We start from the raw sequence: 23,720 nt of genomic DNA on the forward strand, positions 1-23,720 counted from the left end.
CGCGGGCGGCCCGACCGGCCGAGCTCATGGCTGAGCCCCTCTCCGGTGGACCGGAGCGGGGCTCAGCCATGTTCGGTGATTCGGTACTACTTGGCCAGCCGTCAGCCCGCGACCGCCGCCGGAACGTACGGCGCGAACTCCGCCGCGAATTCCTCGTGGACGCGTGCCTTCAGAAGCGTGCCCTCCGGGGTGTGCTCCTCGGAGATCACTTCACCGTCGGCGTGCGCACGCGCGACCAGCTGGCCGTGCGTGTACGGCACGAGGGCCTCGATCTCGACCGCGGGGCGCGGCAGTTCGGCGTCGATGAGCTCGAGCAGCTCCTCGATGCCCTGGCCCGAGCGGGCCGAGACGGCGATCGCGCGCTTCTCCACGCGCAGCAGCCGCTGCAGCACCAACGGGTCCGCCGCGTCCGCCTTGTTGATCACCACGATCTCGGGCACGTCCGTCGCCCCGACGTCACGGATGACCTCGCGTACGGAGGCGAGCTGCTCCTCCGGCGCGGGGTGCGAACCGTCGACCACATGCAGGATCAGGTCGGAGTCACCGACCTCCTCCATGGTCGAGCGGAACGCCTCGACGAGGTGGTGCGGCAGGTGCCGTACGAAACCGACCGTGTCGGCCAGCGTGTACAGCCGCCCGCTCGGGGTCTCGGCCCGGCGCACGGTCGGGTCCAGAGTGGCGAACAGCGAGTTCTCCACCAGTACGCCCGCGCCGGTGAGTCGGTTGAGGAGCGAGGACTTGCCGGCGTTGGTGTATCCGGCGATGGCCACCGAGGGCACCTTGTGCCTGCGGCGCTCCTGGCGCTTGATGTCGCGGCCGGTCTTCATCTCCGCGATCTCACGGCGCATCTTCGCCATCTTCTCGCGGATCCGGCGCCGGTCCGTCTCGATCTTGGTCTCACCGGGACCACGGGTGGCCATACCGCCGCCCGAGGAGCCGGAGCCACCGCCACCCATCTGCCGGGACAGCGACTGACCCCAGCCGCGCAGCCGCGGCAGCATGTACTGCATCTGCGCGAGCGCGACCTGCGCCTTGCCCTCTCGGGACTTGGCGTGCTGGGCGAAGATGTCGAGGATCAGCGCGGTCCTGTCGACCACCTTGACCTTGACGACGTCCTCGAGGTGGATGAGCTGGCCGGGGCTGAGCTCACCGTCGCACACGACCGTGTCCGCTCCGGTCTCGAGCACGACGTCGCGCAGCTCCTGGGCCTTGCCGGAGCCGATGTACGTCGCCGCGTCCGGCTTGTCGCGGCGCTGGATCACGCCGTCGAGCACGAGCGCGCCCGCCGTCTCGGCGAGGGCGGCGAGCTCCGCGAGGGAGTTCTCCGCGTCGTGAACCGTTCCCGAAGTCCACACGCCGACGAGCACCACGCGCTCCAGGCGGAGCTGTCGGTACTCGACCTCGGTGACGTCCTCGAGCTCGGTGGAGAGGCCCGCGACGCGACGCAGCGCCGCACGCTCGGAGCGGTCGAACTGCTGACCGTCCCGGTCTCCGTCGATCTCGTGGCTCCAGGCGACGTCCTCTTCCATCAGGGCATCGGCCCGAAGGCTCTCGGTGTGGTTCTGCACCATGTTCTGCGCGTCCTGGGAAGGGGATGAAGAGGAGGTCATTGGGTCCTTACGTCTGTGGGATTCGGGATACGCGACGGGGGTCCCACCCGTCATCTCTGACAACGCTCGGCCTGCTCCGGGGATTCCCGCGAGCGCCGATCCGGTGGCCCGCGCCGTCGACGTCGACGATATTCGCACGGTACGGGCCGTCTCGTCATCTGGATTGTTTCCCCGTGTCAGTGCTTCGACACCGGGTCGGCCTTCCAGTCCGGATGACCCGGCATGGGCGGCGTCTTCTTGCCGTAGAGCCAGGCGTCGAAGAAGCCGCTCAGGTCGCGTCCCGACAGCCGCGAGGCGAGCTTCACGAAGTCGGCGGTCGTGGCGGTGGAGTCACGGTGCGTGGCCAGCCACGTGCGCTCCAGGCGCTGGAAGGTGTCCGCGCCGATCTCCTGGCGGAGGGCGTAGAGGACCAGGGCGCTGCCGTCGTAGACGACCGGCCGGAAGATGCTGATCTTGCCGCCCGTGGGCTTCTTGGGCGCGGCGGGCGGCCCGCCGTCGGCGCGCATGGTGTCGGACGCGCGGTAGGCGGCGCGCATCCGCTTCACCATGGACCGGTCCGCCTTCTCCTGGGCGTACAGGGACTCGTACCAGGTGGCGTGGCCCTCGTTGAGCCACAGGTCGGACCAGGTGCGCGGGCTGACGCTGTCACCGAACCACTGGTGTGCCAGTTCATGGACCATGATCGACTCGACGTACCACTTCGGGTACCCGGAGCCCGTGAACAGGTCTCTCTCGAAGAGAGAGAGCGTTTGCGTCTCGAGTTCGAAGCCGGTGGACGCGTGGGCGATCAGCAGGCCGTAGTTCTCGAAGGGGTAGTTGCCGACCTTCTTCTCCATCCAGGCGATCTGGCCCGGCGTCTTCTTGAGCCAGGGCTTCAGCGCCTTGGCGTCCTTGGCGGGCACGACATCGCGTACGGGAAGTCCGTCCGGGCCCTCCTGGTGCAGCACGGCGGAGCGGCCGATGGAGACCTGGGCCAGCTCCGTGGCCATCGGGTGGGCGGTGCGGTAGGCCCACTTCGTGGCGCCTCCTTGCCGCGTTGTCGCGACGGGGAGGCCGTTGGCGACCGCCGTGTATCCCTTGGGGGCGGTGATCCGGAAGGTGAAGTACGCCTTGTCGGAGGGGTGGTCGTTGGACGGGAAGACGCGGTGCGCGGCGTCGGCCTGGTTGGCCATCGCGAGCCCGTCCTTGGTGCGCACCCAGCCGACTTCCTTCTTGCCAGGCACGGGGTCGCTGGTGTGCCGCACGGTGATGTTCAGCGGTTGGCCGGGAGCCACGGCCGCGGCGGGCGTGACGACCAGGTCCTCGCCCGTGGTGGCGTAGTGCGCCCGCGCCCCGTTGACCGTCACCGAACGCACGGTGCCGTGCGAGAAGTCGAGGTTGATCCGGTCGAGCCGGGAGGTCGCCCGTGCGTCGATCTTGGTGACGGCGTCGAGGGGCTTGCTGTTGTCACCGTGGTACGTGAAGGAGATGTCGTAGTCGGTGACGTCGTAGCCGGGATTGCCAAGATGCGGGAAGAGCCGGTCGCCGATGCCGAGCGGCTCGGGGGGCGCGGCCGCGGCGACAAGGGCGAGCGAGGCGCCGGCGGCCAGAAGCGCGGCGACGCGGGGCGTTCGGGAGCTGAGCAGCATGAACTACGGCTATCAGCGCGCGCCCCGGCGCACGGTGCGGCACGCGCCGCACCACCCGAACGAGGGTTTCGGGTGGGCCTACAGGGCGCCCGCCGCCGCGTGCCGCGTGCGCCCCACGTCGTACACACCCGGCACGTTCCGCATCGCCCGCATGAGCCCCTGGAGGTGCGCGGCGTCCGGGAGTTGGAGCGTGTACGTGTGCCGGACGCGGCCCTGGTCGGGCGGGTCGACGGTCGCCGAGATGATGGCGACGCCCTCCAGCGCTATGGCCTCGGTCAGGTCGGCGAGCAGATGCGGGCGACTGAACGACTCGGCGATCAGGGTCACCCGGTACTCGGCCGCCTCCGCGTCCGCCCAGCGCACGCCCACTTCCGCGCGCCCCGCGTCCTTCATGCGCGCCACTCCGGAGCAGGAGACACGGTGCACGGTGACGACGCCGCCGCGCACGGCGAACCCGGTCACCTCGTCGGGCGGTACGGGTGTGCAGCAGCCCGCGAGGCGCACCGTGGCGCCCGGCTGGTCGACCACGGCGTTCGCCGCGGAGGGCCGCGCCGAGGGGCCGCTGTACGGGGCTCTGGGCGCCGAGGCGGGCGCGCTCGGGCCCTCCGGGTGGGTGGCCAGCCAGCGGCGGATGGCGATGCGGGCGGCGGGCGTACGGGCATGGTCGAGCCAGGCGACCGACGGCTCGGACGCGGCGCTGCCCTCCACGCCCGCCATGAGCAGCTGGACGGTGTCACCGTCGCCGAGGACCGTACTGAGCGTCGCCAGGCGGCCGTTGACCCGCGCGCCGATCACGGCGTGGGCGTCCTCGCCGTACTGCGCGTACGCGGCGTCGACGCAACTGGCGCCCGCGGGAAGGCCGATGGTGCCGCCGTCGGGCCGGAAGACGGCGATCTCGCGGTCCTGGGCGAGGTCCTCGCGCAGCGTCGACCAGAAGGTGTCGGTGTCAGGCGCGGACTGCTGCCATTCGAGCAGCCGGTTCAGCCAGCCGGGACGCGTGGGGTCGGAGCGCTCGCCCACGGTGTCGAGGTGCTCCTCGGCGGAGGGCGCGTACGGATTGCCGAGCGCCACGACGCCCGCCTCCGCCACCTTGTGCATCTGGTGCGTACGGATGAGGACTTCGGCGACCTCGCCGTCGGTGCGGGCGACCGCGGTGTGCAGCGATTGGTACAGGTTGAATTTCGGTACGGCGATGAAGTCCTTGAACTCCGAGACCACCGGCGTGAAACACGTGTGCAGTTCACCGAGGACGCCGTAACAGTCCGCGTCCTCGTTCACGAGGACAAGGAGGCGCCCGAAGTCCGCCCCGCGCAGCTCGCCGCGCTTGCGCCGCACCCGGTGGACGGACACGAAGTGCCGCGGCCTGATGAGGACTTCGGCGCTCAGGCCCGCCTCGCGCAGCACTGAGCGCAGCTCCGCCGCGAACCCCGCCAGGGAGTTCTCGGTGCGCTCGGCGTAGGCCGCCATGAGCTCGCGCGTCTGTCCGTACTCCTCGGGGCGCAGGATGGCGAACACGAGGTCCTCGAGTTCGGTCTTCAGTGCCTGCACGCCCAGCCGTTCGGCGAGCGGGATGAGGACGTCGCGGGTGACCTTGGCGATCCGTTCCTGCTTCTCCTGGCGCATGACGCCGAGGGTGCGCATGTTGTGCAGGCGGTCGGCGAGCTTGATCGACATGACGCGCACGTCGCTTCCGGTCGCGACCAGCATCTTGCGGAACGTCTCGGGTTCGGCCGCCGCCCCGTAGTCGACCTTCTCCAGCTTGGTCACACCGTCGACGAGATAGGCGACCTCCTCGCCGAACTCCTCGCGCACCTGGTCGAGCGTGACCTCGGTGTCCTCGACGGTGTCGTGCAGCAGGGAGGCGGTCAGCGTCGTGGTCTCCGCGCCCAGCTCGGCCAGGATCAGCGTCACCGCGAGCGGGTGTGTGATGTACGGCTCGCCGCTCTTGCGCATCTGGCCGCGGTGCGAGGACTCGGCCAGTACGTAGGCACGGTGCAGCGGTTCCAGAACGGCGTCGGGGTAGTGGGCCCGGTGGGCCTCCGCCACGTGCCCGATCGCGTCCGGGAGGCGGCCGCGCGCGGTGGGGCCGAGGAGCGCCGCGCGGCCGAGGCGGCGCAGGTCGATCCGGGGGCGGCCACGCCGACGGTGCGTTCCGGGCGTGATCGGTCCCGGGTTCGCGGGGTTGGTCGCCTCCGCACTCATGAGCACCTCCGGCTTTGTCGACCGGCGGCGGGCTGGCGGCGGCACCCGTCCGGACCGGTGCTTGATGCTACCGAGCCCATCACGTGGCGCAGTCCCGCTCTCGCCGAGCGTGAAACGGATCACCCATTCGAGCGAAGGTTCACTGGTTTACGGTTTCGACTGCCGCGAACCAGTCGGTGTCGAGCCGACCTTCCGCGACGATCACGGCGGGACCGGTCATCTCGATCTCGCCGTCCGCACGCTCGGTGATCGTCAGCCTGCCTCCGGGCAGATCGATCTCGTACGTCACAGGATCCCCGGTCACCGCAGGGTCCAGGCCGTCCCTGCGGGCGGCCGCGACGGCCACGGCGCAGGCGCCGGTGCCGCAGGAGCGGGTCTCGCCGGAGCCCCGCTCGTGCACGCGCATGGCGACGTGCCGCGGGCCGCGGTCGACGACGAACTCGACGTTCACACCCTCCGGGTACGCGTTCGCCGGCGCGAAGGGGGGCGGGTCGTACAGCGAACCCGCGTGCGCGAGGTCGGCCACGAAGGCGACCGCGTGCGGGTTCCCCATGTTCACGTTCGTCGCGGGCCAGGTCCGCTCGTCGACACTGACGGTGACGTCGCCCTCGGGGAGCGTCGCCCTGCCCATGCCGACCGTGATCAGGCCTTCCTTGTCGATGTGGACCGCCTTGACGCCGCCCCGGGTGGCCACGGCGAGGTCTCCCTCGCCGATGTGTCCCGCGTGCTGGAGGTAGCGGGCGAAGACCCGCACTCCATTGCCGCACATCTCGGCCACCGAGCCGTCGCCATTGCGGTAGTCCATGAACCACTCAGCCTCGTCCGCCATGTGCCGCGCCTCGGGGTGCGCGGCGGTGCGCACGACGTGGAGCACACCGTCGCCCCCGATGCCGGCCCGGCGGTCGCACAGTGCGGCGACGGCGGTCGGCGAGAGCGCGATGGCGTTCTCCGGGTCCGGGATGATCACGAAGTCGTTCTCGGTCCCGTGACCCTTGAGGAAAGTGCTCATTTCTCGATCGTACGAGATCGGTGCGACAACCTGGTCGGCGGAGTGCTGCCGGGGGTGCGCGGAGCGGTCAGCGCAGCCGTGCCACGCGCCACACGGCGAGCACCGCGACGGCCGCGACCACGACGACGTACGCGCCCACGACCCGCCAGTCCGGCCAGCGGCCCGAGCCGCGCGGCGGCAGTCCCGGCAGCGTGTAGCCCACCCGGCGGGCCGCCATCATGCCCCAGCCCGCGGCGCAGGAGCTGATCAGGAGGCCGAGCATCGCGACGACCGCGCCGCCGTCGCCGAACTCGAAGAACAGCGGGAAGGCGAACATCAGGGAGCCGATCGTGGCCAGCATCACGATGGGTGCCAGCTGCCAGATGCGGAGTCTGCGCTGCGGGCGCAGCTCGACCTCGACCTCTTGGCCCTCGTCCTGCGCGGCGAGTTCCTCCGCGGTCGGACCGTCGGCGATCACGCCGTCGGCGCTCGCCTCAGGACCATCGGTACTGAGCTGCTCTCCGCCTGGTGCGGTGTCACGAGGGCCGGCCTCCATCGCCACGCGCCCTCCCACTTCGGACTCCACTGGTCGATCGATGGTCGATGATGGCACGCTCCAAGAGGCCGGGATGACGGGCGGAGCGTCCCGATGCCATCACGTGATCAGGCTGTAACCGGTCGTTCGACCAACGACATTGCGCGAGCCGGGAGTTCCCCGCGTTCCGCCACGGCCCCACTGAGCCAATGCACCCGTGGGTCGCGCCGGAACCACGAGTCCTGACGGCGCGCGAAGCGCTTGGTGGCGCGGACGGTCTCCGCACGCGCCTCGTCCAGCGTGCACTCGCCGGCGAGCGCCGCGAGCACCTGCTGGTAGCCGAGGGCGCGCGATGCCGTACGTCCCTCGCGCAGCCCCTGGGCCTCCAGCGCGCGCACCTCGTCGACAAGGCCCGCGTCCCACATACGGTCCACGCGCGTGGCGATGCGTTCGTCGAGTTCGGGCCGCGCGACGTCCACGCCGATCTGGACGGTGTCGTAGACGGAGTCGTGTCCCGGCAGGTTGGCGGTGAACGGTTTGCCGGTGATCTCGATGACCTCGAGAGCGCGGACGATGCGTCGGCCGTTGCTCGGCAGGATCGCCGTGGCCGCCTCCGGGTCGGCGGCGGCGAGGCGCGCGTGCAGGGCGCCGGAGCCGCGCAACCGGAGTTCGTCCTCCAGGCGGGCACGGACCTCGGGGTCGGTGCCCGGGAACTCCATCTTGTCGACGGCGCCCCTCACGTAGAGCCCTGATCCGCCGACGAGGACGGGCCAGCGGCCCGCGGCGAGCAGCCGGTCGATCTCCGCGCGGGCGAGCCGCTGGTACTCGGCGACGCTGGCGGCCTCCGTGACGTCCCAGATGTCCAGGAGGTGGTGCGGCACCCCGTCGCGCTCCTCGGGCGTCAGCTTGGCGGTACCGATGTCCATCCCCCGGTACAGCTGCATGGAGTCGGCGTTGACCACCTCTCCACCGAGTTCCTTGGCGAGGAACACGCCTAGATCTGACTTTCCTGCCGCGGTCGGCCCGACGACGGCGATGACCCGCGGGGCGGGAGCTGCGCTACTCACCGCCCCAGTCTCGCAAACCCGGGCACCTGTTCACGAATGAGCTACGTGACGCCACAGGTCCGGGTTCGTTGCCTGTTGCGAGGTTCCAGCCGCCGGTTTCGAGAGCCGGCGCCCCGGTCGCCGCAATGGGACGCACCGGGTAGGGCGGGATTTCGCCCACACGAGTAACGTATGGAGTTGACATGGGCGTTTTTGCCAGGTTTCGCCGGAAGGCCAACGCTGCGGACGAGGCGTCAACCGCCGAGGCCCAGGCCGCCACTCTGACGGCCGCTCCGGAGGTGGCGGACGCCGAGGAGTCCACCGAGACCGCCGCGGCTCCCGACGCGGAGCAGGAGGCCACGGAGGCCGCTGCCGACGGCGACACGGCCGACGCCGCGGCCGCGGAGGGCGTGGAGATCCCGAAGCAGCAGTCCGCGAAGCAGGCGGCGGACAACGAGGCCGGTGAGGGCGCCCGCAAGTAGCTCCCGAGAGCTCGATGCGACGGAAGGTGGAGCCATGGGCATCCTGGACTCGTTGAAAGCCAAGTTCGGCCCCGCCAGGGCCAAGGTCTCCGACCTCGCGCAGCAGCACGGGGACAAGATCGACCAGGGCTTGGACAAGGCCGGCAAGTTGGTCGACGAAAAGACCAAGGGCAAGTACAGCGACAAGATCCAGATGGGCACGGACAAGGCGAAGGACGCCGTCGACCGGATGTCCGCGACGGACGGCAAGAACGCCGGGAACACCGAGGACACCGACGGCGGGAACACTCCGCCGTCGCCCCCTTCCACGGCATCGTGACCCCGCGCGCCCCACAGAACGGCGACGGCCGCGAACCCTTTGGGCTTCGCGGCCGTCGCCGTTGTGTGGGGGCGTGACGCTCTATGGCGTGATCCAAACGCAGACCCTAGGTCCAGGACGCCACGAAGTAGCCCACTCCGTAGGGCGCGTCCTCGTACAGGAGGCGGCCCGTGCCGTCCCGCTTGTCCCAGGCGGCGCTGAGGAGCCGCCACGGGGCGCGTCCGGAGATCTTCAGTTCGCGGGCGAGGTCGGCGTCGAGGTTCGCGAGCGTGCCGTCGGCGTCGAGGTCGCGCAGTGCCGCGGCGATGGCGGCGTCCACGCCCTCCGCGCGCTCGTCCAGGTAGCCGGGGGCCTTCAGCGTGCGGCAGGCCGTGCCGTCGCCCATGACGAGGAACGCGACGCGCTTCGCGCCGCTGTCGCCCTCAGCGAGGCGGTACGCATCGTCGGCGTGGGCGGAGGCCGAGCCGTCGCCCGCCACCTCGTAGCCGCGCGCCTCACCGGTCCATCCCGCGCGCGTGAGCAGCCACGCGCCTACGGAGAGGGACGGCGGGAGCGTCGGCTCGACGGCGTCGGACGGCGCCGCGCCCAGGTGCACATCGAGGTCGACGCCGAAGGGGCGGAAGGAGCCGCGGGCACCCGGTTCGTGGATGCCCGTGCGCGGGCCCTCGCCGATGACCCACACCACGTCGGGCTCCGCCGCGAGCAGCGCCGCGATCGCCTCGTCGCAGGCCGCGCGCGCGGCGTCCAGTTCCGGTGCCGCGCCCGCGGCGACGTCGGGCACGAGCAGGGGCGGGCACGGGCAGGCGGCAGCGGCGACAAGCATGATCAGCAGCCTACTGCGAGCCCTACGCGCGCGTGGGCGGGGCCGGTCAGTCGACGGCGCAGCCCCCGGTCATCGCGGGCAGCGGCTCGGGAACGCCGATCTGCGGGAGGCCGAGCAGTACGCCCTGCTTCTTGTCCTGCTCCTCCTGGTTGCGCTTCTCCCACGCGTCGCCCGCGCGCGTGCGGCGCACGTCCAGGACGTCGCCCTCGGCGAGCAGGTGGTGCGGGGCGGCGTACGTGATCTCGACGGTCACGACGTCACCGGGGCGCACCTCGGCCTCGGGCTTGGTGAAGTGGACGAGGCGGTTGTCGGGGGCGCGGCCGGAGAGGCGGTGGGTGGAGCCGTCCTTGCGGCCCTCGCCCTCGGCGACCATGAGCTCCAGGGTGCGGCCGACCTGCTTCTTGTTCTCCTCCCAGGAGATCTCCTCCTGGAGTGCGACCAGGCGCATGTAGCGGTCCTGGACGACCTCCTTGGGGATCTGCCCCTCCATGGTCGCCGCCGGCGTTCCGGGGCGCTTCGAGTACTGGAAGGTGAAGGCCGCCGAGAAGCGGGCCTCACGCACGACGTGCATGGTCTGCTCGAAGTCCTCCTCGGTCTCGCCGGGGAAGCCCACGATGATGTCGGTGGTGATGGCGGCGTGCGGGATGGCCGCCCGGACCTTCTCGATGATGCCCAGGAAGCGCTCCTGGCGGTACGAGCGGCGCATCGCCTTGAGGATCGGGTCCGAGCCGGACTGCAGGGGCATGTGAAGCTGCGGCATGACGTTCGGCGTCTCGGCCATGGCGGCGATCACGTCGTCCGTGAAGTCGCGCGGGTGCGGGGACGTGAAGCGCACGCGCTCCAGGCCTTCGATGCCGCCACAGGCGCGCAGCAGCTTGCTGAAGGCCTCACGGTCGCCGATGTCGCTCCCGTAGGCGTTCACGTTCTGACCGAGCAGCGTGATCTCGGAGACGCCCTCGGCGACCAGGGCCTCGATCTCCGCGAGGATGTCGCCGGTCCTGCGGTCCTTCTCCTTGCCGCGCAGCGCCGGGACGATGCAGAAGGTGCAGGTGTTGTTGCAGCCGACCGAGATCGACACCCAGGCCGCGTACGCGCTCTCGCGGCGGGTGGGCAGCGTGGAGGGGAACGCCTCCAGGGACTCGGCGATCTCGACCTGCGCCTCCTCCTGGACGCGGGCGCGCTCCAGGAGGACGGGCAGCTTGCCGATGTTGTGCGTGCCGAAGACGACGTCCACCCAGGGCGCCTTCTTCACGATGGTGTCGCGGTCCTTCTGGGCGAGACAGCCGCCGACGGCGATCTGCATGCCCGGACGGGACACCTTCCTGGGGGCGAGCCGCCCGAGGTTGCCGTAGAGCTTGTTGTCAGCGTTCTCCCGCACCGCGCACGTGTTGAAGACCACGACGTCGGCGTCGCCGTCGGAGCCCTCAGGGGCGCGCACATAACCGGCGCCCTCCAGGAGACCCGACAGGCGCTCGGAGTCGTGGACGTTCATCTGGCACCCGTAGGTGCGTACTTCGTATGTCTTCGGGGAGTCGGGTGAACGGTCGTCCACGGCCGGACGCGGGTCGCTGCTGCTCATAACAACAAGGGTATGGGGTTCCCGGAGTGGTTCTGTGGCGCCGTCCCCGGCGACCCGGCGCTGCGGCAACGACGTCACCGAACGTGACCACAAGGGGACGTTCCGAACCTGGCCACCGCGCGCCCCCAGCTGGCAGGATCACGCCATGCCACAGCCGTTCCTCCGCGTGACCCGCCGCAGGGCCCTCATGGGTTCCGCCGCCGGACTCGTGGTGTTCGGCCTGCTGTTGTGGTGGCTGCTGCCGCTGGGCGAACAGTCGCCCAAGGGCCAGGTGACCTTCAGCACCGGCGCGCGCACAGGCGTGTACGAGCGCTACGGCAAGCTCCTCAAGCGTGCCGTGGACCGCGACCTGCCCGACCTGGGGGTCACGCTCACCGGCAGCCAGGGCTCCTGGGAGAACGTGCAGCGCGTGGCCACCGGGAAGGCCGACTTCACCATCGCCGCGGCGGACGCGGTCGCCAAGTACCAGTCCGAGGGCCGGGCCGGCGCGGACCGCCTGCGCGGCTGCGCCCGCCTCTACGACGACTACATGCAGCTCGTCGTGAAGCGGTCCTCGTCCGTGCGGAAGGTCGCCGACCTGCGCGGCATGAAGGTGGCGGTGGGAGGCCGGAGTTCGGGGGTGCGGCTGATCGCCGAGCAGATCCTCAAGGCGGCCGGGCTCGACGTCCACAAGGACGTCACCGAGGTGGGCATCGGCATAGACGCCATGCCGCGCGCCCTGGAGTCCGGTGAGATCGACGCGTTCTTCTGGTCCGGGGGCCTGCCCACCAACCACGTACGGGACTTGTCCGAGGACGCCCCGATCCGGCTCGTCGAACTCGGTTCGCTGGTCGACAAGTTGCACGCCATGGGCGGCTACTCGCGCTACTACCGGGCCGCCGTGATGCCCGCCGACGCCTACCCGGCGGCCCAACAGGGCGAGCCCGTCAACACGTTGGCGGTGGCGAACCTGCTGGTGACGACCGACCGGGTCGATCCTGAGCTGACCGAGGCGCTCACCCGTACCGTCATCGACAGCCGCGACCACATCGGGACGAAGGTGCACGCGGCCCAGCTCGTCGACCTCAGAACGGCCGTCTACACGGACCCGCTCACCCTCCACGAGGGCGCGCGCCGCTACTACCGCTCGGTCAAGCCCTGAGCGGTCGTCTCCCGGCCCGAACCGCGCTCCGCGCGGCTCGCCTCGCCACGGGCCTCCGCGACCTCCTGGACCGGCACCGGAGCCGTCCTGGGCACCCTCAGCGTCACCTCCAGGCCGTGCGGTTCCCGCCTCTCGTACCCGAGGGAGCCGCCGCCCGCCGTCAGCAGCGCCCGCGAGATGGACAGGCCGAGGCCCGAGCCCTTGATGTTCTGGTGTCGGCCGCTGCGCCAGAACCGGTCGCCGATCCGCGCGAGCTCCTCTTCGCTCAGGCCCGGCCCGCCGTCGGCGACCTCGATCACCGTCGCGTCGCCCGTCGCCCTGGCCGTGACCGTCACCCGCTCGCCCTCGGGCGTGAACTTCAGGGCGTTGTCGACCACGGCGTCCAGGGCGCTGGACAGCGCGACCGGATCGGCCCAGCCCGTCACCGCGGGGCAGTCGGCCACGAGTCGTACGCCCTTCTCGTCCGCCAGCGGGCGCCAGGCCTCCACCCGCTCGGCGGCCAGCTCGCCGATGTCGGTGAGCTGAAGATCCGCGGCGGCGTGCTCGGCCAGGGCCAGGTCGAGCAGGTCGTCGAGGACCCGGCCGAGGCGCTTGCCCTCGGCCTTCACGGACGCGATCTCCTCGTTCCCCTCCGGTAGTTCGAGTGCCAGTACGTCGATGCGCAGGAGCAGGGCGGCGAGCGGGTTGCGCAGTTGGTGCGAGGCGTCGGCGACGAAGGCGCGCTGCTGCTCGAGCACGTCCTCGACGTTGTCCGCCATCTCGTTGAACGCGTGGGACAGGCGCCGGAGTTCCGGCGGCCCGCCGGCGGCCGCGACCCGCGACTTCAGTCGCCCTGTGGCGATGTCATGGGTCGTCGCGTCCAGGACCCGTACGGGCCGGAGCACCCACCCGGTCAGCCGCAGCGCGGCGCCCACGGCGAGCAGCATCGCGGCCACTTCACCGGCGCCGATGACCAGCCAGCCGCGCAGTGTCTTGCTGCGCATCGCGCCGGTCGGCGACTCGGTGACCACGACCGCGACGACGTCACCGTCCCGGATGACTGGCGACGCGACCACGAGCCGGCCCCGCTGCCACGGCCACACCTGCGGCGGATCGTGGCTGCCGCGCGAGTACAGCGCCTCGTCGAACGCGGCACGCAGCACACCGTCGGAGCCCGGCGGCGGCACCCGGAAATCGTCGGGCGCGCGCCCCATGGGCTGCTCGTCCCGGTAGAAGACGCCCGCCTTTATGCCGTACACGTCGTGGTAGCGGGCGAGTTCGGTGCGCAACGTCTGCTGCCGCTCGTCGCTCACCAGTTTCTCGCCCCTGGCCGCCTTGTCCGGGCGCGTGGCCACGAACTGCGCGAGGGAAGCGAACCGCGCGGTGTCGTCGATGCGGTCGACGACCACCTTCTGCTGCTGGGCGGAGGCCACGCTCACGGCCAGCGGAAAGCCGAGTGCGAGCAGCACGCCCGCCATGAGGACGATGAGCAGGGGAAGCAGGCGGGCACGCACGCCAGGACTCTACGGCTTCTGTTACGCGGCCGGGGCGACGAGCCGGTAACCGACTCCCCGCACGGTCTCGATGAGCGTGGGCATGTGCAGCTTGGAGCGCAGCGAGGCGACATGCACCTCCAGGGTGCGCCCCGTACCTTCCCAACTGGTCCGCCACACCTCGCTGATGATCTGCTCCCTACGGAAGACGACACCCGGACGCTGCGCCAGGAGGGCGAGCAAGTCGAACTCCTTGCGGGTGAGTTGGACCGCCTGTCCCGCGACGGCGACCTTACGGGTGGGCAGGTCGATGCTGACGTCCCCGAACCGCACCTCGTGGTCGACGGTGGCGGCAGGTTCTTCGTGCACCGTGCGGCGGCTCACCGCGTGGATGCGGGCGAGCAGCTCCCCTATGTCGTACGGCTTCACCACGTAGTCGTCCGCGCCGAGATTGAGTCCATGGATGCGCGACCGTACGTCCGCGCGCGCGGTCACCATGATCACGGGCGTCGTGGTGCGCTTGCGGATCCTGCCGCACACCTCGTAGCCGTCCAGGTCGGGCAGGCCCAGGTCGAGCAGCACGACACCGAAGGCGTCCGCCTCGGGGACCAGCGCCTGGAGGGCCTCCTCGCCGCTACGCGCGTGCCGCACCTCGAAGCCGTGCCGGGACAGGACCGCCGAAAGGGCTCCGGCCACGTGGTCGTCGTCCTCGACGAGAAGCAGTCTCATTACGCCCCCTCACCTCTCCCGCGCGGTTCATCAAGGCATCCGCTCCGAAGGGCATCCACTCCGAAAAGTAAGGACGCCGTCAAGAGTCTTCCGGTTACGGCCGTGTTCCGTTACGCAGCCGGTATGAGCGCCCCGCACCCCCTTCACGCATAGTGTCCGGTTGCGACCGGATCGTTATCCTCAATTTCCCCTCAGATGTAATGACGCTGGTCGTACGGGGTTACTACTGTCCTCCCAACCGAGGAGGACGGAGCAAGACCCCGATGACCGAAGTTTCGGTGACCAAGGACGCCACTCCCCCTGCGGGCGACGCGCTGGTCGCACTGAGCCGAGTCAACAAGCACTTCGGCGCGTTGCACGTGCTCCAGGACATCGACCTGACCATCGCGCGAGGCGAGGTCGTCGTCGTCATCGGCCCGTCGGGCTCGGGCAAGTCGACGCTGTGCCGCACGATCAACCGCCTGGAGACCGTCGATTCCGGCGACATCACGATCGACGGCAAGCCGCTGCCCCAGGAGGGCAAGGAACTGGCCCGCCTGCGCGCGGACGTGGGGATGGTCTTCCAGTCCTTCAACCTCTTCGCGCACAAGACGGTGCTGGAGAACGTGACGCTGGGGCAGGTCAAGGTCCGCAAGACGGACAAGAAGGCGGCCGACGACAAGGCGCGCGCGCTCCTCGACCGGGTCGGTGTCGCCGCGCAGGCGGACAAGTACCCCGCGCAGCTCTCCGGCGGCCAGCAGCAACGCGTCGCCATCGCACGGGCATTGGCGATGGACCCGAAGGTGATGCTCTTCGACGAGCCGACGTCGGCGCTCGACCCGGAGATGATCAACGAGGTCCTGGAAGTGATGCAGCAGCTCGCCAGGGACGGCATGACGATGGTGGTGGTCACGCACGAGATGGGCTTCGCCCGCTCCGCGGCCAATCGCGTCGTCTTCATGGCGGACGGCCGGATCGTCGAGGAGGCCGTCCCCGACCAGTTCTTCAGCAATCCGCGCAGCGACCGGGCCAAGGACTTCCTGTCGAAGATCCTGCACCACTAGACGCGCGCCTCGCGCGGGGGCGCAACTGGCTCCCCACGCGCGCGTGTTGCCTTTTCCCTACTGCCGAATCTGCCGACACGAAGGATGTTCACCATGAAGCTCCGTAAGTCCGCCGCAGCGGCCGCCGCCGTCGCCGCGCTCGCGCTGACCGCCACCGCCTGTGGCGGTGAGTCCGGCAACGCCGGCGACAAGCCCGCCGGGGCCTCGGGTGGCAAGAACCAGCCGAAGCTGCCCACGTACGCGGTGAAGAGCGATGTGAAGGTCGACTCCGCGACGCTGAAGAAGGCCCAGAAGGCCGGCAAGATCGTCATTGGCTCCAAGGACGACCAGCCGTACCTGGGCTTCCAGGACTCCGGCGGCAAGCGCTCCGGCTTCGACATCGAGATCGCCAAGATGGTCGCCGCCGACCTCGGCTTCAAGGCCGACCAGATCACGTTCAAGACGATCGACTCCGGCGTCCGCGAGACCACCATCTCCAAGGGCGATGTCGACCTCTACGTAGGCACGTACACGATCAACGACGAGCGCAAGAAGCAGGTCGGCTTCGCGGGCCCGTACCTGATGGCCGGCGCCGACCTCCTGATCCGCAAGGACGAGAAGGGAATCACGGGCCCGACGTCTCTGAAGGGCAAGAAGGTCTGCTCCATCAAGGGCTCGACCCCGCTGCAGGAGATCAAGAAGCCCAAGTACGGCGCGGAGACCGTCGAGTTGGCGAAGTACTCGGAGTGTGTGCAGCAGCTGCTCAACAACGAGGTCGACGCCGTCACCACCGACGACGCGATCCTGAAGGGCTACGCCGCGCAGAACCCGAAGAAGCTGAAGGTCGTCGGCAAGCCCTTCACCAAGGAGCCCTACGGCGTCGGCATGGGCAAGGACGACAAGGCCCTGCGCGACGCGGTCGCCGACGCCCTGGAGGCGCACGAGAAAAACGGCGACTACAAGAAGGCCTACGACGCGACGCTGGGCCTCTCGGGTTCCGCGTACGTCGAGCCGCCGGCCCTGGAGCGCTACTGAGCGTTCAGTGTCGCTGAGCGTCCAGCCGCCTGTCTCTCGCAGGCAGTGAGTTGACCGCTTCCCCGTACGCCGCCACACCGGGCACGACGTCCGTGACGGCGTACGGGGCGCGGCTCCCCCTGCCCGACCGCTGCCGCCACACGAGGAACTCCCCGTGAATGTACTGCTCGACCACCTTTCGGAATTCCGCGAGGGATTCCTCGGCACCATAGGCCTGACCCTGGCCAGCGGCCTCGTCGCGATGCTGCTCGGCACGATCCTCGCCGGTTTCCGGGTCTCGCCCGTACCGCCCCTGCGGTACTTCGGCACCGCCTGGGTCACGCTGTTCCGCAACACTCCGCTGACGCTGCTGTTCCTCGTCATCTGGTTCGCGGTGCCCCAGGTCCTCGACTTCGGGTTCAGCCCGTGGGTCAAGGCCCTGATCGTGCTGAGCTGCTACACCTCGTCGTTCGTCTGCGAGGCGGTGCGCTCCGGCATCAGCACCGTGCCGCTCGGGCAGGCAGAGGCGGCGCGCTCGATCGGCATGTCGTTCTTCCAGACGCTCGGCCTGATCATCCTGCCGCAGGCGGTGCGCACCGTGCTGCCGCCGCTGAGCTCCATCTTCATCGCGCTGACCAAGAACTCGGCCATCGCGGGCGCCTTCAGCGTCACCGAACTGTTCGGCTGGCAGAAGCTGTTGAGCGACCAGGGGTACCCGATCGCCTGGGTCTTCCTGTGGGTGGCGCTCGGCTACCTTGTCATCACCTTCGCCATCAGCATCTTGTTCCGGGTGCTCGAGAGGACCCTGGAGGTCGCCCGATGAGTGCCAGCGTTCTCTACGACGCCCCGGGCCCCAAGGCCCGTACGCGCAACCGGATCTACACCGTCGTCGGTACGCTCGCGGTCGTCGGCCTCATCGTCTTCGTGGTCGCGCAGCTCGCGTCCAAGGACCAGTTCGCCGCCGCCAAGTGGGACATCTTCAACTACGCCAACGTCCGCGTGGCGATCCGCGACGGCATCGTGACCACCTTGAAGGTCTTCGCCGCCGCGGGTGCGCTCTCGCTGGTGTTCGGCGTCGTCCTGGCGGTGGCCCGCTACTCGGAGCACCGGCCGATCCGCTGGTTCGCCACGGGCTTCATCGAGCTGTTCCGCGCCATCCCGCTGCTGATCACCATTTACGCCCTGTGGGTTCTTTTCCTCACCTACAAGAGCGACCTGGGCGTCATCGGCGAGAACAACGCCTTCTGGGCTCTGGTGATCGGCCTGACGGTCTACAACAGCTCGGTTCAGGCAGAGGTGTTGCGGGCCGGCTTCCAGGCCGTACCGCGCGGCCAGGTCGAGGCGGCGTACGCGCTGGGTCTGCGCAAGTATCAAGTGATGACCATGCTCCTGCTGCCGCAGGCGGTCCGCTCGATGCTGCCGACGATTATCAGCCAGCTGGTGGTCACCCTCAAGGACACCTCGCTCGGCTACATCATCACGTACGCGGAGCTCCTGTACGCGGCCCGCAAGCTGGCCAACAACACGCTGGTCGGCGGCGAATACCCGTACGTTCCGGTACTCGTCGTGACCGGCGCGATCTACGTCCTGATGTGTCTGGCCCTGTCCGGCCTCGCCAACTGGATCGAGCGGCGCGGCCGCCGCGCCAAGACCGGCATCAAGGTGGCCGCTGCCGCCGAACCCGTCGCCGAGGGCGGTCTGATGGACTCCGTGGACCTGCCCGGCGGGGCCGGCCACGGCGCGGCCGGTTCCGAGGCCGCCGCCGAGCGGCCGCGGAACGATGACCGATCCGAAGGACCCGGTTCGCCAAGGAGTTGACCCGCACCCCGCGCGCGGGGCCTGAGCTGCACGGCGGCAGTGGCGTGATCGCCACTGCCGCCGTCACTTGACGCAAGCACCGGCAATGGGTTGCATACGCTCTGTGAACGCGCACCCCGCTCCAACTGCCCGCCCTTGCACGTCCAGTACGCCGCCCGTGCCCTGGTACGGGACACTTCCCGGCGGGTTTCTCGGGGCGGGAGGGGCCGCGCCGTGGACCCGGTGATCGTCGTCGGTGCGGGTCCCGTCGGACTCGCGCTGTCCCTCTCCCTCGCGCGGCACGGCGTACCCTCCGTGGTCCTCGACGAGGGCCCCGGCAAGGACGAACAGCGGCCCGCCCGCACGGTGGTGCTGCGCGAGGACACCGCGGCGCTGGCCGAGCGGCTCGCGGGTACGTCGTTCGAGGGGATCGGCGCCCGCTGGACCGGCTGGCGCTCCATGCGCCGCAAGCAATTGATGGGTGTGCTCACCTTCGGTGAGCGAAGCGCGGAGGGTGAGCCGGGTGCGTCAGGTGGACCGGGGTCACCCGGTGGGCCGGTGTCGCAGGGGGCACCGGGTTCACATGCTTCTCCCGGTTCTCCTGGTTCTCCCGGCCAGTCGCTGCCCGCGCCGCTGCACATCGCCCAGCACGATCTGACCGACGCTTTGCGCCGGGCCGTTGACGCCGAGCGGCTCATCAAGGTCGCCGTCGACAGCCGTCTCGACTCGCTCGAGGAGGAGAAGACGGGCCTGACCGCGCACACCCGCGGCCCCAAGGGCACGTGGTGGCGCGGAAGTTACCTCGTGGGCTGCGACGGTCCTCGCTCCACGGTCCGCAAGCTCCTCGACATCCGCTTCCCCGGCCGCACCGCCGTCGAACGGCACGCGGTCGCCGCGCTGCGCGCGGAACTTCCGTGGCCCGGTCAGGCGTTGCTCCATCGGAACCCTCCGTGGCGGGCCTCGGGCCGCTCGGGCTCGGAGGTCGTCGGCCGCCCCCTGGCCGACGGCGTCTGGCGCTTGGACTGGCTGCTGCCGCCCCGCAGCGACCTGGTCACCCCGGATGTCCTCGTGACCCGCATCCGGGAGACCCTCGCGGGCTGGTGCGGAGGGTCCACCCCGCCGTACGAACTGCTCGACACCGGAGTCCATACGGTCCACCACCGGCTCGCCCGCCGCTGGCGGGTCGGCCGCGTCTTCCTCGCGGGGGACGCGGCGCACCTGCTGGGCGCGCTCGGCACACAGGGCCTGGACGAGGGACTGCGCGACGCCGACAACCTCGCCTGGAAGCTGGCCCTCGCCTGGCACGACGGGGCGCACTCGGCCGCCGACGCGCTGCTCGACAGCTATCAGGCCGAGCGCCGTGCCGTGGTGGCCGGGCGGCTGCGCGCCGCGGACCAGGCGCTGCCGATACTGCGCGGTGGCGGCGGGCTGCGGGCGTACGTCCCGGGTGCCGCGCGCGGGCACGACGCGCTGCTCACGGACGGTCACCTGGGGCACGGGCCGCTCGGTGCGCCGGGGGCGTACTCCGACTCGCCGCTCGCGCCTGCGCGCTCCGAGTCGCAGGTGGAGGTCGGCACGGCACCTGGCGCGCCGATCGCCGATGTCGAAGTGACCGCGCCCGACGGCTCGTTCGTACGCCTGCGGGACCGGCTCGGTCGCGGGCCGCTGCTCGTCGTCCTCGTCGCCCCCGGGACCGGGGTGTGGGAGCGCAAGCACTGGATGTCGGCGGGTCTGATGCCACGGCTCGCGGCGGCCGTCGCGGCGCTCCCCCACGAGGCCGAGCTGCTTGTCGCGGAGCGTTACCCACAGGCCCCGGCGCACACGGTGCTGCTGATCCGGCCCGACGGCCATCTCGTCACGGCCCTGAGCGGCGTACGTCCGGCGGAGCTCTACGAGGCGGCGCGCACGGCCCTCGGCCGGCCTGCGGAGGAGAAGGGTCCGGTGAAGAGCGGCGCCGGCCGCTGAGCCGCTCGCCGGCCTGTCGGTGCGTTGACCTGTCGGTGAGTTGACCGTCTCCTGCCCTCATGGTGTACTCCGGAGCGTGACGGTCGACACCGATGTACGCCTGTGGCGGAGGGTCCATATGGACCTCATCCGCTACGCGGGCTGCGTGTGTCACCCCTCCTGCTGAATTCGCATCCCTTCCTTTCACGCGCCCACGCCGTCCGGCGTTTGGCGGCGCGTGCTGCTCGCGAACTCCCAGGACGGTACCGGTGTCCAGTTTCACGCAATCCGCTCCCGCGCAATCCGCTGCGCGTTCCCGTACGGCTCCTTCGCGTACGGCTCCTTCTCGTACGCCGTCGGCCGCGCCCACGCAGGCCGACCTCCTCGCATTCGTCCGTCGCGTCGCCCAGGACCGCGACCTGATCGCCTCGCTGCCGCTCGATCCGGAGGGCCGTACGTGGGTGCGGCTCGAAGGGCCCGACGGCAGTGAGGCCTGGCTCATCGGCTGGCCGCCGGGTACCGGCACGGGCTGGCACGACCACGCCGAGTCCGTCGGCGCGTTCCTGACCGCGGGCGGCTCGCTCACGGAGAACTCGCTCGCCACACGCCTGCCCACCGACGGGTGGAAGACCCTGGAACTCTCCGAAGACGTCGACAGGGAACGGAAGTTGACGGCGGGCGTGGGGCGCGCCTTCGGCCGCCACCACGTGCACGAGGTCCTGAACGAGTCCCTCACCGAGCACGCCGTCTCGGTCCACGCCTATTACCCGCCGCTCCCCCGGATCCGGCGCTACAGCCGCACAGGACCGGTGCTGCGTCTGGAGTCGGTGGAGAGCCCGGAGGACTGGCAGTGAGCGCTTCACCGGTGGGGATCGACGAGCTCCTCGAACGCGTGCGGTCCGGGCTCGACCGGGTCGAGGCGCGGGAGGCGTTCGACGCGGCGTCGCGCGGCGAGGCGCTACTGGTCGACATCCGGTACGCGGCGCTGCGGGAACGCGACGGTCTGATTCCCGGGGCCCTCGTGGTCGAGCGCAACGAATTGGAGTGGCGCCTCGATCCCCGGGGCAGCCACCGCGCGCCGGAAGCCACTGGTCACGATCTGCGCGTCGTGGTCGTCTGCAACGAGGGGTACGCGTCGAGCCTCGCCGCCGCATCCCTGCACCAACTGGGCCTGCACCGCGCGACGGACCTGGTGGGCGGCTTCCAGGCGTGGCGAGCGGCGGGGCTGCCGGTCACGGAGACGTGAGGGAGACGATCGTGCTGGTCCGGGGGCACGCGAGCGCGAAGCTCCCGGCTCCCGGCTCCCGGCTCCCGGCTCCCGGCTCCCGGCTCCCGGCTCCCGGCTCCCGGCTCCCGGCTCCCGGCTCCCGGCTCCCGGCTCCCGGCTCCCGGCTCCCGGCTCCCGGCTCCCGGCTCCCGGCTCCCGGCTCCCGGCTCCCGGCTCCCGGCTCCCGGCGGAGTGTTACTCCCCGAACCCCAAGTCCTCGGTTTCCTCTCCCTCTTCCTCCAAGGCCTGCCGCACCACTCGCAGCGCCATGCCCTCCGGATACCCCTTGCGGGCGAGCATCCCCGCGAGGCGGCGCAGCCTCTTGTCGCGGTCGAGGCCCCGCGTGGAGCGAAGCTTGCGCGCGACGAGTTCACGCGCGGTCTCCTCCTCACGCTCGGAGTCGAGCTGCCCGACCGCCTCGTCGATCACCGTCGAGTCCACGCCCTTGGTCCGCAGCTCACGGGCGAGCGCCCGGCGGGCAAGCCCCCGGCCGTGGTGCCGCGACTCCACCCACGCGTCCGCGAAGGCGCTGTCGTTGATCAGCCCCACCTCTTCGAAGCGGGTGAGCACCTCGTCCGCCACGTCATCGGGGATCTCCCGCTTGCGCAACGCGTCGGCCAACTGCTTGCGCGTGCGCGGAGTCCCGGTGAGCAGACGCAGACAGATATTCCGCGCCCGCTCAGCCGGGTCTCCTGACGGCGCCCCCCGCTCGGCCCTCGACGAGTCAGGGGGACCGTCGTCCTGTGCGGCGCCGGGCGGATCCCCGAATCCACCCCGGCGCCGACGCCCACGCGGCCCGGCCCCGCCCCGCTTGCGTCCACCACGACGCGGCCCGTCCGCCGCGTCGCTCCCCGCTTCGACGTCATCCCCGGCCTCGCCGTACGCCATGTCGTCGTACGCCCCGCCGCCCCCGCTCCCCCGGTCCTCGGGAACGGCGAAGCGCACGTCGTCATCGGCCCAGTCGGTTCGTCGTGTCACGGCGGACTAGCTCTTGGCCGCCGCGGCCTTGGACTTGGCCACCTTGGGTGCGGGCACCGTCTTGGCCGCGTCCTCGGCAGGAGCGGCCTCCACCGCCTCCGCAACCGCGCCCGGCTCGGCGGCCGGCTCCTCCTTCGGGCGGACACCGACGCCCAGCTTCTCCTTGATCTTCTTCTCGATCTCGTTGGCCAGGTCGGGGTTGTCCTTAAGGAAGTTGCGCGCGTTCTCCTTGCCCTGGCCGAGCTGGTCGCCCTCGTACGTGTACCAGGCGCCGGCCTTGCGGACGAAGCCGTGCTCCACGCCCATGTCGATCAGGCCGCCCTCGCGGGAGATGCCCTGCCCGTAGAGGATGTCGAACTCGGCCTGCTTGAAGGGCGGCGCGACCTTGTTCTTGACGACCTTGACGCGGGTACGGTTGCCGACCGCGTCCGTGCCGTCCTTCAGGGTCTCGATACGGCGGATGTCGATACGCACCGAGGCGTAGAACTTCAGCGCGCGGCCACCGGTCGTGGTCTCGGGCGAGCCGAACATGACGCCGATCTTCTCGCGCAGCTGGTTGATGAAGATCGCGGTGGTCTTGGACTGGTTGAGCGCGCTGGTGATCTTCCGGAGCGCCTGGCTCATCAGGCGGGCCTGCAGACCCACGTGCGAGTCACCCATCTCGCCCTCGATCTCCGCGCGCGGCACGAGCGCGGCGACGGAGTCGATGACGATCAGGTCGAGGGCGCCGGAACGGACCAGCATGTCGACGATCTCGAGAGCCTGCTCGCCGTTGTCCGGCTGGGACAGGATCAAGTTGTCGATGTCGACGCCGAGCTTCTTCGCGTACTCGGGGTCGAGCGCGTGCTCGGCGTCCACGAAGGCCACCTGGCCGCCGGCCTTCTGCGCGTTGGCCACGGCGTGCAGGGTCAGGGTCGTCTTACCGGAGGACTCCGGCCCGTACACCTCCACCACACGGCCACGCGGGATACCGCCGACGCCGAGCGCGACGTCGAGCGCGGTCGACCCGGTGGGGATGACCTCGATGGGCTCATTCGGCCGCTCGCCCATGCGCATCACTGCGCCCTTGCCGAATTGCCGTTCAATCTGCGCGAGCGCGGCGTCGAGCGCCTTCTCGCGGTCGGTTCCTGCCATGGGTTCCACC

23 protein-coding genes are annotated in these 23,720 nt (G+C 70.5%); 11 read left to right on the forward strand and 12 right to left on the reverse strand.

The window, feature by feature from the left end; genetic code table 11:
- Positions 1-101: 101 nt before the first annotated feature.
- The 6 genes from hflX to miaA all read right to left on the reverse strand — a co-directional run bounded on the left by hflX (position 102) and on the right by miaA (position 8,030).
- Positions 102-1,610: a GTPase HflX gene (gene hflX, locus ACP4E5_RS14395; RefSeq protein ID WP_425828670.1), complete on the reverse strand. Its 1,509-nt coding sequence runs from the start codon at positions 1,608-1,610 to the stop codon at positions 102-104.
- 176 nt (positions 1,611-1,786) lie between these two features.
- Positions 1,787-3,238 carry a M1 family metallopeptidase gene (locus tag ACP4E5_RS14400; RefSeq protein WP_425828672.1) on the reverse strand — a complete coding sequence of 484 codons (1,452 nt, stop codon included), beginning with the start codon at positions 3,236-3,238 and terminating at the stop codon, positions 1,787-1,789.
- A gap of 78 nt (positions 3,239-3,316) precedes the next feature.
- Positions 3,317-5,440 (reverse strand): RelA/SpoT family protein, encoded by a 2,124-nt coding sequence (locus ACP4E5_RS14405; RefSeq protein WP_425828674.1) that lies wholly within the window; start codon positions 5,438-5,440, stop codon positions 3,317-3,319.
- Between the two features lie 139 nt (positions 5,441-5,579).
- Entirely contained in the window at positions 5,580-6,449 is an 870-nt protein-coding gene (gene dapF, locus ACP4E5_RS14410) for a diaminopimelate epimerase (protein WP_425828676.1), read from the reverse strand.
- 67 nt (positions 6,450-6,516) lie between these two features.
- Entirely contained in the window at positions 6,517-6,984 is a 468-nt protein-coding gene (locus ACP4E5_RS14415; protein WP_425841329.1) for a hypothetical protein, read from the reverse strand.
- Between the two features lie 107 nt (positions 6,985-7,091).
- Complete coding sequence (gene miaA, locus ACP4E5_RS14420; protein WP_425828678.1) at positions 7,092-8,030, reverse strand: tRNA (adenosine(37)-N6)-dimethylallyltransferase MiaA; 939 nt, start codon at positions 8,028-8,030, stop codon at positions 7,092-7,094.
- 182 nt (positions 8,031-8,212) lie between these two features.
- Here miaA and ACP4E5_RS14425 point away from each other — a divergent pair, with 182 nt between their 5' ends.
- Both ACP4E5_RS14425 and ACP4E5_RS14430 read left to right on the forward strand, forming a co-directional pair.
- On the forward strand, positions 8,213-8,491 hold the full coding sequence (locus ACP4E5_RS14425) for a hypothetical protein (RefSeq protein WP_425828680.1): 279 nt from the start codon (positions 8,213-8,215) through the stop codon (positions 8,489-8,491).
- Positions 8,492-8,525: 34 nt separating this feature from the next.
- Complete coding sequence (locus tag ACP4E5_RS14430; protein ID WP_425828682.1) at positions 8,526-8,810, forward strand: antitoxin; 285 nt, start codon at positions 8,526-8,528, stop codon at positions 8,808-8,810.
- 106 nt (positions 8,811-8,916) lie between these two features.
- Here ACP4E5_RS14430 and ACP4E5_RS14435 read toward each other — a convergent pair whose 3' ends face one another.
- Positions 8,917-9,633: a class III extradiol dioxygenase subunit B-like domain-containing protein gene (locus ACP4E5_RS14435; RefSeq protein ID WP_425828684.1), complete on the reverse strand. Its 717-nt coding sequence runs from the start codon at positions 9,631-9,633 to the stop codon at positions 8,917-8,919.
- 46 nt (positions 9,634-9,679) lie between these two features.
- Positions 9,680-11,212, reverse strand: a complete 1,533-nt coding sequence (gene miaB / locus ACP4E5_RS14440) for a tRNA (N6-isopentenyl adenosine(37)-C2)-methylthiotransferase MiaB (protein ID WP_425828686.1) — start codon at positions 11,210-11,212, stop codon at positions 9,680-9,682.
- Positions 11,213-11,357: 145 nt separating this feature from the next.
- On the opposite strand from miaB, the gene ACP4E5_RS14445 reads away from it, so the two are divergent.
- Positions 11,358-12,353, forward strand: coding sequence for a TAXI family TRAP transporter solute-binding subunit (locus ACP4E5_RS14445; RefSeq protein ID WP_425828688.1), 996 nt, complete (start codon positions 11,358-11,360; stop codon positions 12,351-12,353).
- Here ACP4E5_RS14445 and ACP4E5_RS14450 read toward each other — a convergent pair.
- Together ACP4E5_RS14450 and ACP4E5_RS14455 are read right to left on the reverse strand one after the other, a co-directional pair.
- On the reverse strand, positions 12,332-13,846 hold the full coding sequence (locus ACP4E5_RS14450) for a sensor histidine kinase (protein ID WP_425828690.1): 1,515 nt from the start codon (positions 13,844-13,846) through the stop codon (positions 12,332-12,334). The two genes, ACP4E5_RS14445 and ACP4E5_RS14450, sit on opposite strands and share 22 nt — an antisense overlap.
- A gap of 21 nt (positions 13,847-13,867) precedes the next feature.
- Positions 13,868-14,554, reverse strand: a complete 687-nt coding sequence (locus ACP4E5_RS14455; protein WP_425828692.1) for a response regulator transcription factor — start codon at positions 14,552-14,554, stop codon at positions 13,868-13,870.
- A 263-nt stretch (positions 14,555-14,817) separates the two neighbouring features.
- Between ACP4E5_RS14455 and ACP4E5_RS14460 the strand changes: the two genes are divergently transcribed.
- From ACP4E5_RS14460 to ACP4E5_RS14495, 8 genes are all read left to right on the forward strand, one after another.
- Positions 14,818-15,597: an amino acid ABC transporter ATP-binding protein gene (locus ACP4E5_RS14460; RefSeq protein WP_425828694.1), complete on the forward strand. Its 780-nt coding sequence runs from the start codon at positions 14,818-14,820 to the stop codon at positions 15,595-15,597.
- A gap of 93 nt (positions 15,598-15,690) precedes the next feature.
- Positions 15,691-16,611 (forward strand): glutamate ABC transporter substrate-binding protein, encoded by a 921-nt coding sequence (locus ACP4E5_RS14465; protein WP_425828696.1) that lies wholly within the window; start codon positions 15,691-15,693, stop codon positions 16,609-16,611.
- A 154-nt stretch (positions 16,612-16,765) separates the two neighbouring features.
- A complete protein-coding gene (locus ACP4E5_RS14470) occupies positions 16,766-17,413 on the forward strand; it encodes an amino acid ABC transporter permease (protein ID WP_403844316.1) in 648 nt (215 codons plus the stop codon).
- Positions 17,410-18,408 (forward strand): amino acid ABC transporter permease, encoded by a 999-nt coding sequence (locus ACP4E5_RS14475; RefSeq protein WP_425828698.1) that lies wholly within the window; start codon positions 17,410-17,412, stop codon positions 18,406-18,408. Before ACP4E5_RS14470 ends, ACP4E5_RS14475 begins: the two co-directional genes overlap by 4 nt.
- A 213-nt stretch (positions 18,409-18,621) precedes the next feature.
- A complete protein-coding gene (locus tag ACP4E5_RS14480) occupies positions 18,622-20,352 on the forward strand; it encodes an FAD-dependent monooxygenase (protein ID WP_425828700.1) in 1,731 nt (576 codons plus the stop codon).
- 118 nt (positions 20,353-20,470) lie between these two features.
- On the forward strand, positions 20,471-20,518 hold the full coding sequence (locus tag ACP4E5_RS14485; RefSeq protein ID WP_375915856.1) for a hypothetical protein: 48 nt from the start codon (positions 20,471-20,473) through the stop codon (positions 20,516-20,518).
- A gap of 82 nt (positions 20,519-20,600) precedes the next feature.
- Positions 20,601-21,185: a cupin domain-containing protein gene (locus tag ACP4E5_RS14490; protein ID WP_425828702.1), complete on the forward strand. Its 585-nt coding sequence runs from the start codon at positions 20,601-20,603 to the stop codon at positions 21,183-21,185.
- A complete protein-coding gene (locus tag ACP4E5_RS14495) occupies positions 21,176-21,577 on the forward strand; it encodes a rhodanese-like domain-containing protein (RefSeq protein ID WP_425841333.1) in 402 nt (133 codons plus the stop codon). Before ACP4E5_RS14490 ends, ACP4E5_RS14495 begins: the two co-directional genes overlap by 10 nt.
- A gap of 216 nt (positions 21,578-21,793) precedes the next feature.
- Here ACP4E5_RS14495 and recX read toward each other — a convergent pair whose 3' ends face one another.
- Positions 21,794-22,576: a recombination regulator RecX gene (gene recX / locus ACP4E5_RS14500; RefSeq protein ID WP_425828704.1), complete on the reverse strand. Its 783-nt coding sequence runs from the start codon at positions 22,574-22,576 to the stop codon at positions 21,794-21,796.
- A gap of 6 nt (positions 22,577-22,582) precedes the next feature.
- A complete protein-coding gene (gene recA / locus ACP4E5_RS14505) occupies positions 22,583-23,710 on the reverse strand; it encodes a recombinase RecA (protein WP_425828706.1) in 1,128 nt (375 codons plus the stop codon).
- Between the last annotated feature and the right edge of the window lie 10 nt (positions 23,711-23,720).

This window comes from Streptomyces fractus (genome assembly GCF_049844455.1).
Taxonomy (GTDB): Bacteria; Actinomycetota; Actinomycetes; order Streptomycetales; family Streptomycetaceae; genus Streptomyces; species Streptomyces fractus.